17 protein-coding genes are annotated in these 13,067 nt (G+C 70.8%); 6 read left to right on the forward strand and 11 right to left on the reverse strand.

Features of this window, described 5'->3' with window-relative positions:
* Positions 1-7 precede the first annotated feature (7 nt).
* The 3 genes from FHP06_RS04765 to FHP06_RS04775 all read left to right on the forward strand — a co-directional run bounded on the left by FHP06_RS04765 (position 8) and on the right by FHP06_RS04775 (position 2,957).
* Entirely contained in the window at positions 8-469 is a 462-nt protein-coding gene (locus FHP06_RS04765; protein ID WP_147684307.1) for a tRNA (cytidine(34)-2'-O)-methyltransferase, read from the forward strand.
* Between the two features lie 29 nt (positions 470-498).
* Positions 499-2,154 (forward strand): APC family permease, encoded by a 1,656-nt coding sequence (locus FHP06_RS04770; protein ID WP_147684309.1) that lies wholly within the window; start codon positions 499-501, stop codon positions 2,152-2,154.
* 77 nt (positions 2,155-2,231) lie between these two features.
* Complete coding sequence (locus FHP06_RS04775) at positions 2,232-2,957, forward strand: SGNH/GDSL hydrolase family protein (protein ID WP_147684311.1); 726 nt, start codon at positions 2,232-2,234, stop codon at positions 2,955-2,957.
* Here the strand turns inward: FHP06_RS04775 and rdgB are convergent.
* The 8 genes from rdgB to FHP06_RS04815 all read right to left on the reverse strand — a co-directional run bounded on the left by rdgB (position 2,954) and on the right by FHP06_RS04815 (position 8,723).
* The gene (rdgB, locus tag FHP06_RS04780) at positions 2,954-3,550 is read right to left on the reverse strand and encodes an RdgB/HAM1 family non-canonical purine NTP pyrophosphatase (RefSeq protein ID WP_147684312.1); all 597 of its coding nucleotides are present in this window, start codon (positions 3,548-3,550) and stop codon (positions 2,954-2,956) included. The genes FHP06_RS04775 and rdgB overlap by 4 nt on opposite strands.
* A complete protein-coding gene (gene rph / locus FHP06_RS04785) occupies positions 3,547-4,269 on the reverse strand; it encodes a ribonuclease PH (protein ID WP_147684314.1) in 723 nt (240 codons plus the stop codon). The genes rdgB and rph overlap by 4 nt, the downstream gene beginning before the upstream one ends.
* A 22-nt stretch (positions 4,270-4,291) precedes the next feature.
* Positions 4,292-5,056 carry an MBL fold metallo-hydrolase gene (locus FHP06_RS04790; RefSeq protein WP_147684316.1) on the reverse strand — a complete coding sequence of 255 codons (765 nt, stop codon included), beginning with the start codon at positions 5,054-5,056 and terminating at the stop codon, positions 4,292-4,294.
* Between the two features lie 82 nt (positions 5,057-5,138).
* On the reverse strand, positions 5,139-5,948 hold the full coding sequence (murI, locus tag FHP06_RS04795) for a glutamate racemase (protein WP_147684318.1): 810 nt from the start codon (positions 5,946-5,948) through the stop codon (positions 5,139-5,141).
* Between the two features lie 13 nt (positions 5,949-5,961).
* Entirely contained in the window at positions 5,962-6,939 is a 978-nt protein-coding gene (locus FHP06_RS04800) for a ribose-phosphate diphosphokinase (protein WP_147684320.1), read from the reverse strand.
* Between the two features lie 22 nt (positions 6,940-6,961).
* Entirely contained in the window at positions 6,962-7,909 is a 948-nt protein-coding gene (locus FHP06_RS04805; protein WP_147684322.1) for a PLP-dependent cysteine synthase family protein, read from the reverse strand.
* Positions 7,906-8,226 carry a MoaD/ThiS family protein gene (locus tag FHP06_RS04810; protein ID WP_147684324.1) on the reverse strand — a complete coding sequence of 107 codons (321 nt, stop codon included), beginning with the start codon at positions 8,224-8,226 and terminating at the stop codon, positions 7,906-7,908. Before FHP06_RS04810 ends, FHP06_RS04805 begins: the two co-directional genes overlap by 4 nt.
* A complete protein-coding gene (locus FHP06_RS04815; protein WP_147684326.1) occupies positions 8,226-8,723 on the reverse strand; it encodes a Mov34/MPN/PAD-1 family protein in 498 nt (165 codons plus the stop codon). The genes FHP06_RS04810 and FHP06_RS04815 overlap by 1 nt, the downstream gene beginning before the upstream one ends.
* A 67-nt stretch (positions 8,724-8,790) precedes the next feature.
* Between FHP06_RS04815 and FHP06_RS04820 the strand changes: the two genes are divergently transcribed.
* Complete coding sequence (locus FHP06_RS04820) at positions 8,791-9,192, forward strand: OsmC family protein (RefSeq protein WP_147684328.1); 402 nt, start codon at positions 8,791-8,793, stop codon at positions 9,190-9,192.
* On the opposite strand, the gene FHP06_RS04825 is transcribed toward FHP06_RS04820, so the two are convergent.
* Together FHP06_RS04825 and clpS are read right to left on the reverse strand one after the other, a co-directional pair.
* Complete coding sequence (locus FHP06_RS04825; protein WP_147684329.1) at positions 9,176-9,748, reverse strand: DUF2017 domain-containing protein; 573 nt, start codon at positions 9,746-9,748, stop codon at positions 9,176-9,178. The two genes, FHP06_RS04820 and FHP06_RS04825, sit on opposite strands and share 17 nt — an antisense overlap.
* On the reverse strand, positions 9,745-10,050 hold the full coding sequence (clpS, locus tag FHP06_RS04830; protein ID WP_147684331.1) for an ATP-dependent Clp protease adapter ClpS: 306 nt from the start codon (positions 10,048-10,050) through the stop codon (positions 9,745-9,747). The genes FHP06_RS04825 and clpS overlap by 4 nt, the downstream gene beginning before the upstream one ends.
* A gap of 46 nt (positions 10,051-10,096) precedes the next feature.
* Between clpS and FHP06_RS04835 the strand changes: the two genes are divergently transcribed.
* Positions 10,097-11,389 (forward strand): nicotinate phosphoribosyltransferase, encoded by a 1,293-nt coding sequence (locus FHP06_RS04835; protein ID WP_230973409.1) that lies wholly within the window; start codon positions 10,097-10,099, stop codon positions 11,387-11,389.
* On the forward strand, positions 11,386-11,940 hold the full coding sequence (locus tag FHP06_RS04840; RefSeq protein ID WP_147684335.1) for an isochorismatase family protein: 555 nt from the start codon (positions 11,386-11,388) through the stop codon (positions 11,938-11,940). The genes FHP06_RS04835 and FHP06_RS04840 overlap by 4 nt, the downstream gene beginning before the upstream one ends.
* On the opposite strand, the gene FHP06_RS04845 is transcribed toward FHP06_RS04840, so the two are convergent.
* Positions 11,937-12,977: an LLM class flavin-dependent oxidoreductase gene (locus FHP06_RS04845; RefSeq protein WP_147684337.1), complete on the reverse strand. Its 1,041-nt coding sequence runs from the start codon at positions 12,975-12,977 to the stop codon at positions 11,937-11,939. The two genes, FHP06_RS04840 and FHP06_RS04845, sit on opposite strands and share 4 nt — an antisense overlap.
* Positions 12,978-13,067: the final 90 nt, after the last annotated feature.

Here is a 13,067-nt window from a genome sequence, read left to right on the forward strand (position 1 = left end):
ACGAGCGATGTTCCGCATCCTCTTCCACGAGCCCAGCATCCCCGGCAACACGGGGAACGCGATCCGGCTCGCAGCCGCCACCGGTGCCGAGCTGCACCTCGTCGAGCCCCTCGGCTTCACCCTCGACGACGCCCGGCTGCGGCGCGCCGGCCTCGACTATCACGACCTCGCCGTCGTCACGGTCCACGCCGACCTCGACGCGGCCTTCGCGTCCTTCGGGGACGCCCGCGTCCTCGCCTTCACCACGAAGGCCGAGCGCCGCTACACCGACGTCGCCTACGAGCCGTCGGACGTGCTGCTGTTCGGGACGGAACCGACCGGGCTCCCGGACGACGTCCTCGCTGATCAACGCATCGACGAGCACCTGCGGCTGCCGATGCTGCCGGGGCGACGCTCGATGAACCTGGCGAACTGCGCCTCCATCGTCGTCTTCGAGGCGTGGCGCCAGCACGATTTTTCGGGTGCATAGGGAGACGATCTACGGGGTACTGCTGAGGCATGGCCACCACCACGTCTGCTGAACCGCACCTCAAGCGCCACGTGGGAGTCGTCGGACTCCTCTTCGCCAGCGTCGGCTCGATCATCGGCTCCGGATGGCTCTTCGGCGCCCTCGACGCCTCCAAGGCCGCCGGACCCGCCGCGATGATCTCCTGGGCCCTCGGCGGGTTCCTCATCCTGCTGCTCGCCCTGGTCTACGCCGAGCTCGGCACCATGTACCCGCTGTCCGGCGGCGTCGTCCGGTATCCGCACATGTCGTACGGCACCTTCGCCAGCTTCACCAGCGGCTGGATCACGTATGTCGCCGTCGTGACCACCGCGCCCATCGAGGTCGAGGCGGCCCTGCAGTACGGCACCAAGTACGCGGAGTTCACCAAGGAGCACTGCCTCTCGGCCTGCAAGAGCGACGCTCCCGAGGTCGTCCACACGCTGACGCCGCTCGGCTACGCGGTGGCGGTCCTGCTGATGGCGCTCTTCGTGGTCGTCAACTACTACGGCATCCGCTGGTTCGCCCGCATCAACAACGTGCTCGTCTGGTGGAAGCTCGGCGTCATCCTCCTCGTCATCGCGGCGTTCTTCGTCACCGCGTTCCACGGGAGCAACTTCACCGACCACGGCTTCAAGCCCGAGGGCTGGCACGGCGTGTTCACCGCGATCGCCACCAGCGGCATCGTGTTCTCCTATCTCGGCTTCCGGCAGGGCATCGAGCTCGCCGGTGAGACCGACAACCCGCGCCGCAACGTGCCGATCGCGGTCGTCGGCTCGGTGGTGCTGACCGGCCTCATCTACATCGCCCTGCAGGCCGCGTTCATCGGCTCGATCGACCCCGGCACCCTCGCCAAGTCCGACGGGTGGGCGAACCTGAGCTTCACCAACGACTTCGGGCCGCTGGCCGCTGTGGCGACAGCGCTCGGCCTCGGATGGCTGGCGACCGTGCTCTACGTCGACGCCGTCGTCTCCCCCGGCGACACCGGCCTCATCTACACGACGATCACGTCGCGCATCTCGTTCGCCATGGCCCGCAACGGCAACGCCCCTCAGGCCCTGGCCAGGACGACGGACCGTGGCGTCCCGCTGGTCGGCCTGATCGCGGCGTTCGTGATCGGGCTGTTCATGCTGCTGCCGTTCCCGAGCTGGCAGCAGCTCGTCGGCTTCATCACGTCCGCGACGGTGCTGTCGTTCTCGTCCGGCCCGCTCGTGCACGCCGCCCTGCGGCAGCAGGACCCGGAGAAGGAGCGCCCGTTCCGCCTCCCCGGCGGCCACCTCATCCCCCTGCTCGCGTTCTGGGGCTCCAACCTGATCGTCTACTGGTCCGGCTGGACCGTGGTCTGGAAGCTCATGGTCGCCGTGCTGATCGGCTTCGCGCTGCTCGCGATGATGGCGGTGTCCGGCCAGCTCGGCCAGCGCCACCTCGACCTGCGCTCCGGGCTCTGGGTCTTCCCGTGGCTCGGCGGGCTCACGATCGTGAGCTACTACGGCGACTACGGCGGCGGCCAGGGCACCATCGGCTTCGGCAGCGGCATCGTGATCCTGGGCCTGCTGTCGGTCGCCGTGTACGTCATGGCCTTCGTGTTCCGGCTCAGCCCGGAGCAGGCCCAGACGTACATCGAGGAGAGCCTGGAGGAGGCCAAGGTCGAGGACCAGGAACTGGTCTGACGACACCTTCTCCATTCGTCTGACGGGGCCCCGAGAGGGACATATCCTGCTGCCCTCTCGGGAAAGAAAGTCAGCAGATGTCCCTGTCCAGAACGGCGATCCGCGCCGCCCTCGTCATCGCCGTCACTGCGGGGCTCCTCGCCATCTGGCAGAGCGCGCGCGGCGGTGAGACACCCACGCTCGCGCCCGCCGTCAAGCACGGAACCTCGACCACGCTGACCCGCCTGTACCCGAACGGGATCGTCGTCGTCGGCGACTCCATCACGGCGCGGTACAACGACGAGCCGGGCGACGCGGAGCAGGGCTGGTGGAGCATCGTCGGCCGCCACTTCGGCGCCCACGTCACCACCTACGCGCAGTCGGGCTCGGGCTACCTCCGTCAGGGCAAGCAGTGCTCCGGCGACCGGTTCATCGACCGGCCCCAGGCCTTCCGGCACACCGCTCCGTCGCTGTTCATCGTCGAGGGCGGCCGCAACGACTGGTCGATCTGCCTGGAGGGTCAGCACGTGCCGGCGACGGACCAGCAGATCGCCGAGGCGGTCGACCACTACCTCGACGTCCTCCAGCGGCAGCTGCCGCGGTCGACGCGCATCGTGGTGCTCGGCCCGCCGTGGGGACCCGAGTCCCCGTGGGACGGCAAGCGGGTCACGTCGATCGTCCACACCGCCGCCCAGCGGCACGGCCTGAAGTACGTGAGCACCACCGGGACGCTCGACGACCCGGCGCGCGTCGTGGACGGTGTGCACCCGAACCGTGACGGCAGCACCGCGCTCGCCGAGCGCGTGATCTCCGCGCTCTCCTAGGTCAGGGCGGCGACGACGGCCGGCGCGATGGTGCGCAGCGCGCGACCGCGGTGGCTGATGGCGTCCTTCTCCTCGGCCGGCAGCTCGGCGGTGGAGACGTCGTAGCCGTCGGCGGCGAACAGCGGGTCGTACCCGAAGCCGCCGTCGCCCTGCTCACCGCGCAGGATCCGGCCCGGCATCTCGCCGTGCTCCACGACCTCGGCGCCGTCGGGCGTGCACAGTGCCACCGCGCAGCGGAACACCGCGCCTCGACGTTCGTCCGGGACGTCGGAGATCTGCGTGAGGAGGAGCCGGTTGTTCTCCGCGTCGCCCTGGCCGCTCCAACGCGCCGAGAGCACGCCGGGCATGCCGTTGAGGGCGTCGACGCAGAGACCGGAGTCGTCGGCCAGCGACGGCAGGCCGGTGGCGGCGAGGCAGGCCCGCGCCTTGATCAGGGCGTTGCCCTCGAAGGTGGGCTCGGTCTCGGCCGGCTCGTCGAACGGCTCGACGTCGTCGAGGCCCAGCACCTGCACGCCGGGCACGATCGGCTCGAGGATGCGGCGCAGCTCGGCCAGCTTCTTCGCGTTCCGCGACGCGAGCACAACACGCGTCACGAAGCGAGCGCCTGCTGCTGCAGGTTGGTGAGGTCGGCGCAACCCTTCTCGGCGAGACCCAGCAGGGTGTCGAGCTCCGCGCGGTCGAACGGCGCGCCCTCGGCGGTGCCCTGGATCTCGACGAACGACCCGCTGCCGGTCATGACGACGTTCATGTCGGTCTCGGCCCGGACGTCCTCGACGTACGGGAGGTCGAGCATCGCGGTGCCGTCGATGATGCCGACGCTCACGGCCGCGACGGACTCCACCAGCGGCTCTCCCGCCAGCAGACCGTTCTCGCGCAGGTGCGAGACGGCGTCGGCCAGGGCGACGTACGCACCGGTGATGGCCGCGGTGCGCGTGCCGCCGTCGGCCTGCAGGACGTCGCAGTCGATGGTGATGGTGTTCTCGCCGAGCGCCGTGTAGTCGATGGCGGCGCGCAGGGAGCGGCCGACCAGGCGCGAGATCTCGTGCGTGCGGCCACCGATGCGGCCCTTGACCGACTCACGGGCCGAGCGGTCGTGGGTGGCCTGCGGCAGCATCGCGTACTCGGCGGTGACCCAGCCGAGGCCCGACCCCTTGCGCCACCGCGGCACACCCTCGGTGGCGCTCGCGGCGCACAGCACCTTGGTGCGGCCGAACTCGATCAGGCAGGAACCCTGCGCGTGGTCGAGCCAGTGGCGGGTGATGGTGACGGGTCGGAGCTGGTCGACGGCGCGGCCGTCCTCGCGAGAGGTCATGACCGCGAGCGTACCCAGCGGGTCAGACCTCGTAGACGGCCCCGGTGTCGACCAGCTCGAGGGGACCGTTCCAGGTGGACTTGGCGTCCGCCTCGACCTCCGCGCGGTCGGTCCAGGCGGGGATGTGCGTGAGCAGCAGGCGCCCGACGCCGGCGGCCGTGGCCGACGCGCCGGCCTGCGCGCCGGTGAGGTGGAGGTGCGGCGGGTTCACCGACGACTCGACGAACGACGCCTCGCAGAGGTAGACGTCGGCGCCGGCGGCCATCCGGTCGAGCTGCTCGCACGGCCCGGTGTCGCCGGAGTACGCCAGCACCTTGCCGTCGCACTCGATGCGCATCGCGTACGCCTCGACCGGGTGGTCGACCTCCACCGCGGTGACGGTGAACGGGCCGATCTGCACGACGTCGCCGTCCTGCCAGTCGTGGCACGAGAAGTGCTCGAGGATGCCGGGGTCCGGCTCCGGTCCGTAGGTGCGGGCGAGGAAGCGGTCGGAGCCCGCCGGCGCGTAGAGCGGGACGCGGCCGTGGGTGCGGCCGCCGGGGTGGTACCGGCTGACCACGTAGAAGCACGCGAGGTCGAAGCAGTGGTCGGCGTGCAGGTGGGAGACGGCGACCGCGTCGACGTCGCGGACGTCGGTGAACCGCTGCAGCGGACCCAGGGCACCGTTTCCGAGATCGAGCAGCAGGCGGAACGTGCGGCCCTCGAACGGAGCCTCGACGAGATAGCAGCTGGCCGCCGAGTCCGGCCCGGGGAACGACCCCGCACACCCGATGATGGTGAGCTTCACAAGTGCCTCCCTCGCCAAATGACAACACGTGTCGGGGTCCCCGCGGAAGCGCGAGCTTGCGAGCGGTTTCGTGGGGTGACATTCATGCTGGCACTACCCAGGAGAACTGGTCGACCGAATTCAGTTCTGGACCCAGGAACCGACGGCCGAGGACGCCGAAGTCGTCCGGTTTTCCCGTGGTCAGGAAGCGGTGCTGCGGCGGAGAGTGATCCAGGTCACGTTCCAGACCGTGGCTCACGAGCAGCGCGTAGACGTCGTTGGCGGTCTCGTCGGCGCTCGACACGAGCGTCACGTCCGGGCCCATGACGTAGGCGATGGCGCCGGCGAGGAGCGGGTAGTGCGTGCACCCGAGCACCAGGGTGTCGACGTCCGCCTCGACAAGCGGCTCGAGGTACTCGTGGGCGACGGCGTCCAGCTCCGGCCCGCTGGTGACGCCGGCCTCGACGAGCTCGACGAACCGTGGGCACGCCTGCGTGTGCAGCTCGATCTGCGGGTTGGCGGCGAACGCGTCGTCGTACGCACGCGACGTCGCCGTGGCCTGCGTGCAGATGACGCCCACCCGGCCGTTGCGCGTGACGCTGACCGCCTTGCGGGTGGCCGGCACGATCACCTCGACGACCGGGACGTCGTACCGCTCGCGGGCGTCGCGGAGCACGGCGGCGCTTGCGGAGTTGCACGCGATCACCAGCACCTTGACCCCCTGCTCGACCAGGTGGTCGAGGCACTCCAGCGCGAACTCGCGCACCGCGGCGATGGGCTGCGACCCGTACGGCTGGCGCGCCGTGTCGCCGAGGTAAAGGACCGGCTCGTGCGGCAGCTGGTCGATCACCGCCCGGGCGACCGTGAGCCCTCCGAACCCGGAGTCGAAGATCCCGATCGGTGCGTCCGCCATTGTTCGAGCGTACCTACAAGGGAAGCTTCGGCTGAGGTGGTGCGTGGGCCGGGTCGACGCCGTCGAACAGGCTGGACACGGACTCGCCGGCGTGGATGCGGGCGATGGCCTCGGCGAAGAGGCGGGAGACGGTGCGGACCTGCAGCTCGGGCCAGTCGGCCGGCGGCGGGACGGTGTCGGTCGTGACGACCTCGGTGATCGACGGGTGGTTGCGGAGCCGCTCGACGGCCTTGCCGGTGAACAGTCCGTGGGTGCAGGCCACCGACGCGGACCGGCAGCCCTCCTCCTCCAGCTTGTCCATGAGCTCGACGATGGAGCCGCCGGTGGCGATCTCGTCGTCGAGCACGATCGCGGTCTTGCCGGCAACGTCGCCGACGATGGCGTCGATGACGACCTTGTCGTCGGCCTGGCGCTGCTTGCTGCCGGCTGCGACGGGGACGCCGAGGAGCCGGGCGAACAGCGACGCCGTCTTGGCGTTGCCGAGGTCGGGCGACACGACGACGACGTCGGTGAGGTCGCGGCCGCGGTAGTGGTCGGCGAGCTCGCCGATCGCGGTGAGGTGGTCGACGGCGGTGCTGAAGAACCCGTGCACCTGCGGCGCGTGCAGTGTCATGGTGACGACGCGGTCGGCGCCCGCGGTGCTGAGCATGTCGGCCACGAGCCGGCCGCCGATGGAGATGCGCGACGCGTCCTTCTTGTCCGAGCGCGCGTAGGCGTAGTGCGGGATGACTGCCGTGACGGACGCGGCGGACGCACCACGCGCGGCGTCGATCATCAGCAGCAGCTCCATCAGGTGGTCCTGCGTGGGCGGGACCAGCGGCTGGATGATGTAGACGTCCTTCTTGCGGCAGTTGGCCAGCAGCTGGATCTGCAGGCAGTCGTTGCTGAAGCGGACGGTGTCGGACTGGCTCAGCGGCTGTCCGAGCTCGGAGCAGATCTTCTCGGCGAGGGTCCGGTGCGCGCTGCCGGAGAACACCACGATCTCGCTCACGGGCACGAGGCTACCCCACGGCTCAGGCCCAGAGCTGGCCTTCCAGACGGTCCTCCGCCTCCTCGAGCGTGCCCTCGTAGGCACCGGTCGACAGGTACTTCCAGCCGCCGTCCGCGACGACGAACGCGATGTCCGCCGACTCGCCGTTCTTGACGCACTTGGTCGCCTGCGCGAGGGCCGCGTGGAGGATGGCGCCGGTGGAGATGCCGGCGAAGATCCCCTCGGACTCGACGAGCTCGCGGGTGCGGCGCACGGCGTCGCGCGGGCCGACCGAGAAGCGCGAGTCGATGAGCGACTCGTCGTACAGCTCGGGCACGAAGCCCTCGTCGAGGTTGCGCAGGCCGTAGACCAGCTCGCCGTACCGCGGCTCGGCGGCGACGATCCGGACGTCCGGCTTGTGCTCGCGGAAGTAGCGGCCGACGCCCATCAGGGTGCCGGTGGTGCCGAGGCCGCCGACGAAGTGCGTGATGTCGGGCAGGTCGGCGTGGATCTCCGGGGCGGTGCCCGCGTAGTGCGCGTCGGCGTTGGCCGGGTTGCCGTACTGGTAGAGCATCACCCAGTCGGGGTTCTCCTCCGCGAGACGCTTGGCCACGCGGACGGCCTCGTTGGAGCCGCCCACGGCCGGTGACGGGATGATCTCCGCGCCCCACATCCGGAGCAGCACGCGCCGTTCCTCGGAGGTGTTCTCCGGCATCACGCAGATCATCCGGTAGCCGCGCAGCGACGCGACCATGGCCATCGAGATGCCGGTGTTGCCGCTCGTGGGCTCGAGGATCGTGCTGCCGGGCTTCAGTCGGCCCTCGGCCTCGGCCCGCAGGATCATGTGCAGTGCCGGGCGGTCCTTGATCGAGCCGGTGGGGTTGCGGTCCTCGAGCTTGGCCCAGAGGCGCACGTCGTCGGACGGCGAGAGCGTCGGGAGGCCCACCAGGGGCGTGTTCCCGACCGAGTCGACGAGGTTGTCGAATCTCAAGGCAGGGGTGCCGGGCCCTGGGCGGCAAGATCGGCACCGCCGGCTACGGCCGGGAGGATGACGATGGTGTCGCCGTCGGAGACGGCGGTGTCGAGACCGCCGGTGAAGCGGATGTCCTCGTCGTTGACGTAGACGTTCACGAAGCGGCGGACCGCCCAACCATCTGCAGAGTCCTCGAGCAGGCGCTCCTTGATGCCGGTGTGGTCGGCCTCCAGCTGCTCGACGACCTCGCCGACGGTGGAGCCGGAGCTCTCGACGGCACGCTCGCCGCCGGTGTACGGGCGGAGGATGGTGGGGATGCGGACCTCGATGGCCATCAGGACACTGCCTTCTTCTGCTCGGGGGGCGCGGCGGGGGTGCCGGGCCGTGGGCGGCTGATCTGCTCGTCTTCGTAACGTTCGACAACGGTCACTTCTTCCTCGGTGACCTCGCCGTCGACGATCCGATAGGACCGGAAGTCGACCGGACCGGACTCGTGCGCGCCGTCGCGCGTGGAGACCAGGACGTAGTGGGCGTTCGGCTCCTGGGCCAGGTTGATGTCGGTGCGCGACGGGTAGGCCTCGGTGGCCGTGTGCGAGTGGTAGATGACCACCGGCTCCTCGTCGTTGTCGTCCATCTCGCGGTACAGCCTCAGCAGGTCGCCGGAGTCGAACTCGTAGAACGTCGGCGACATGGCGGCGTTCAGCATCGGCACGTGCCGGGCCGGCCGGTCCGACCCGATGGGGCCTGCGACGACGCCGCACGCCTCGTCGGGGTGGTCGCGACGGGCGTGCTCGATGATCGCGTCATGGGTCGCGCGGTCGATGATCAGCACGTCTCCCAGGCTATCGGCGCGGCCCGAGGCCTGGGCGCCCGCCCGAAGCGTGGACCATGATGTCTCCATGCCCACGATCTCAGCGACTTTTCGCACCATCGAGGGGACCCAGGCCGCCCGCGGTCGAACCGGCGACCACGAGATCGTCGTGGACCGACCGGACGGCGTCGCCGGCGGAGCGGGCCTCGGCCTGAACGGCGGCCAGCTGCTCGCCCTGGCGCTGGGCGGCTGTCTGGCGAACGACCTTCGGTACGCCGCCGAGGCGGCCGGGGCGTCGCTGGGCGATGTGAGGGTGGACGTGGATCTGGACGTCGAGGACGGTCGCGTCACCGGCGCCACGGTCTCGCTCGGAGCCACGGGCGCCGACCTGTCCGACGTGTCCTCCGTCGTCGCCCGGGCCGTCGAGATCTCGACAGTGCTGGACGCTGTGCGTCAGGGCTTCCCGGTCGAGGTCACGGCAACGACGTGACGAGCGTCTCCTGGACGTACCCGAGCCAGTCGTAGAGCTCGGTCATCGCGACGACGGCCTCGTCCTCGGAGCGGGCGAGCAGCATCGCGTCGTCGTCGTCCTCGATGCCCAGCCGCACGGCCAGCGAGAGCCGGATGTCGGTGAGCGATCGCAGCCACGACTGGGCGGCCTCGGCGTCGAGCTCGACCTCGAGGGTCTCCTCGTCGTCGACGTCGTCGAGCCCGGCGGCCACGAGTGCGGCGAGGATCGCCTCAGCATTCGCGACCTTGGCCGACGTCAGGGACCGCTCGGTGAAGCGGCGGAACTCCGCGCTGTCCTCGGCGTCGTCGCGGTAGGCGTCGGGCAGCAGCCGCTGCAGCACCGGGTCCTCCGGCGGCAGGGACGGCCCGCCGAGCCCGAGCTGGCCCGCGAGTGGGTCGGCCTCGGACTGCGACTCGCCGTTGCGGTCGCGCAGCAGCTCGACGACCTGACCGGCCAGGCTCGCGAGCACCTGCGCCTCCCCCGGCTCGAACGTCGCGACGAGGCCGCCGCGACGACGGCGCTTGAACGGCTTCACTCGTCCGCCCGTTGCAGCGTGGCCCACAAGCCGTACTCGTGCATGGCCTGCACGTGCCGCTCCATCTGCTCGCGACTGCCGCTGGACACGATCGCCTTCCCCTCGTGGTGCACCGCGAGCATCAGCTCGGTGGCCTTGGCCTCGGTGTAGCCGAAGTAGTTGCGGAACACGTACGCGACGTACGACATCAGGTTGACCGGGTCGTTCCAGACGATGGTGACCCACGGGTTCTCGAGCTCGACGACCTCGCTGACGTCGGGCTCCTCGATCTCCACGGGGGTCGGGGTGGTCACGCTTCCCATTGTGGCCCAGTCGAGTCATGAGCCCAACGGGCCTACGGTGAGTCCCGTGACCACCGCGCTGCTCACCGATCACTACGAGCTCACCATGCTCCAGGCCGCGCTCGCCGACGGCACCGCCGAGCGCCGGTGCGTGTTCGAGCTGTTCGCCCGGCGGCTGCCCACGGGGCGCCGCTACGGAGTCGTCGCGGGCACCGGACGGGTGCTCGACGCGCTGGAGTCGTTCCGCTTCGACGACGCCGCCCTCGCCTGGCTGCGCGAGAAGGACGTCGTCGACGCCGCGACGATCGACTGGCTGGCGTCCTACCGCTTCAGCGGCGACGTCTCCGGCTACGCCGAGGGAGAGGTGTACTTCCCGTCGTCTCCGGTGCTGGTGGTCGAGGCCTCGTTCGCCGAGGGCGTGCTGCTGGAGACGGTGATCCTGTCGATCCTCAACCACGACTCCGCGATCGCGTCGGCCGCGGCCCGGATGATCGGCGCCGCCGGCGACCGGCCGTGCATCGAGATGGGGTCGCGGCGCACGCAGGAGTGGTCGGCCGTGGCGGCGGCGCGGGCGGCGTACGTCGCCGGGTTCGCGTCGACCTCGAACCTCGAGGCGGGCCGCACCCACGGCATCCCCACCACCGGCACGAGTGCCCACGCGTTCACGCTCCTGCACGACACCGAGCGCGACGCGTTCACCGCTCAGGTCGAGTCGCTCGGCGCCGGCACCACGCTGCTGGTCGACACCTACGACGTCGCCGAGGCGGTAAAGGTCGCCGTGGACGTGGCCGGGCCGTCGCTGGGGGCGATCCGGCTCGACTCCGGCGACCTGCCCTCGCTCGCCAGGTCCGTGCGCAAACAGCTCGACGAGCTGGGCGCCACCGACACCCGCATCCTCGTCACCAGCGACCTCGACGAGCACGCCATCGCCACGCTCGCGGCCGCGCCGGTCGACGGCTACGGCGTCGGCACGGCCTTGGTCACCGGGTCCGGTGCCCCGACCTGCGGCTTCGTCTACAAGCTCGTCGCACGGGCCGACGACTCCGGCGAGCTGGTGCCCGTCGCGAAGAAGAGCACGGACAAGCTGTCCGTCGGCGGCCGCAAGTGGGCCATGCGCCGGCTGAGCGCGAAGGGAGTGGCCCAGGCGGAGGTCGTCGGCATCGGCGCGGAACCGGAGTCCGACGGGAACGACCGGCCGCTCATGGTGCCGATGGTGACGGCCGGTGAGCGGGTCCACCACGACACGCTCGACGACGCCCGCGCCCGGCACCGCAACGCCCTCGCCGAGCTGCCCGCGGCCGCCCGGCGCCTCTCGCCGGGCGAGCCGGTGATCGACACGTTCTTCGAGGAGGACACATGAGCAGAGCACTCGTCGTCGTCGACGTCCAGAACGACTTCTGCGAAGGGGGCTCCCTCGCCGTCACGGGCGGGGCGGCCGTCGCGCAGCGGATCGCCGACGTCGTCGCCGAGGGAGCCTACGAGACCGTGGTCGCCACGCGTGACCACCACATCGACCCGGGAGACCACTTCTCCGACACCCCCGACTTCGTCGACTCGTGGCCGCCGCACTGCGTCGTCGGGACCGAGGGCGAGCACTTCCACCCGCTGCTGGCAGACACCCGCTTCGACGCGGTGTTCCTCAAGGGCGAGTACGCGGCCGCCTACTCCGGCTTCGAGGGCGTCTCGGAGGACGGCACCGCGATGACGGCCTGGCTCCAGGCCCACGGCGTCACCGAGCTCGACGTCTGCGGCCTCGCCACCGACTACTGCGTCCGCGCCACCGCGCTCGACGGCGCCCGCGAGGGCTTCCGCGTGCGCATGCTCGAGGACCTCAGCGCCCCGGTCTCCGCCGACAACCTGCCGAAGGTCCACGAGGAGCTGGCCGCCGCCGGCGTCGAGCTGGCCTCCTAGACGAGCTCCTTCGCCAGCAGCTCGAGGGTGGTCTCGCGGGCTGGTGAGGCGGTGGGGTCGGTGCCGCGACGGGCGGAGGCGACGGGGTGGATCATCACCTCGTCGACGCCGAACTGGGCGGCGAGCTCGCGGACCTGACGGGCGGCGTCCTTGGGCGTGCCGACGACGGCGCGGGCCAGGCCGGAGTCGACGATGGCCTGCTCCTGCGGCGAGAGGTCGGCGTCGAGGGCGTCCTCGACGAGGTCGAGCGGGCGGAGTGGCTGGCCGGTGCGGAGCCGGGCCATCGACTGGAGGTTCGGCACCATCAGCGCCTGCGCCTCCTCATGGGTCTCGGCGACGGCGGCGTTCACGGTCAGGAACGTGACGGGCTCCGGCGCGGCGTCGCTCGGCACGAACTCCGTGCGGTAGGTCTCGAGGGCCTCGGCGGTGCCCTGCCCGGAGAAGTGGTGCGCGAACACGTACGGCAGGCCCTTCGCGGCCGCGAGGTGCGCCGAGTACATCGACGAGCCGAGCAGCCACAGGCGCGGGACGGTCTGTGCCGCGGGCGTCGCCTTGAGCACGTACTGCTGGTCGCGCGGCAGCACGACCCGAGCACCCGCCGTGCCCATCAGCGCGACGACGTCGTCGAGGTACTGCGGGAAGTTCTGGACGTCCCTGTCGTCGCGGCCGGCGGCACCACGCAGGGCGTACGACGTGACCGGGTCCGAGCCGGGCGCCCGGCCGATGCCGAGGTCGATGCGGCCCGAGTGCGCCGCCTCGAGCAGCGCGAACTGCTCGGCGACGGCGAGCGGGGCATGGTTCGGCAGCATCACGCCTCCGGACCCGATCCGGATCGACGACGTCTGCGCCGCCAGGTGCGCGATCAGCACCGGCGGCGACGTCGCCGCCACGGCCGGCATGTTGTGGTGCTCGGCCACCCAGTAGCGCTCGAAGCCCAGGCGGTCCGCGGTCTGCGCCAGCCGCACGGACGCGGCCAGCGCGTCGCCGGTGGTCTGGTCGGTGCGGACGGGGACGAGGTCGAGCACGGAGAGACGCATAGGAAGGTCAACGCACCGGGCCGTTGTGATCCTTCCCCGAGTCTCCGCGATATGTGACGCCCAGGGCGTCATGGGCCTCGTTTAGCGCCT

The sequence above is a fragment of the Aeromicrobium terrae genome (genome assembly GCF_008039565.1).
GTDB lineage: Bacteria > Actinomycetota > Actinomycetes > Propionibacteriales > Nocardioidaceae > Aeromicrobium > Aeromicrobium terrae.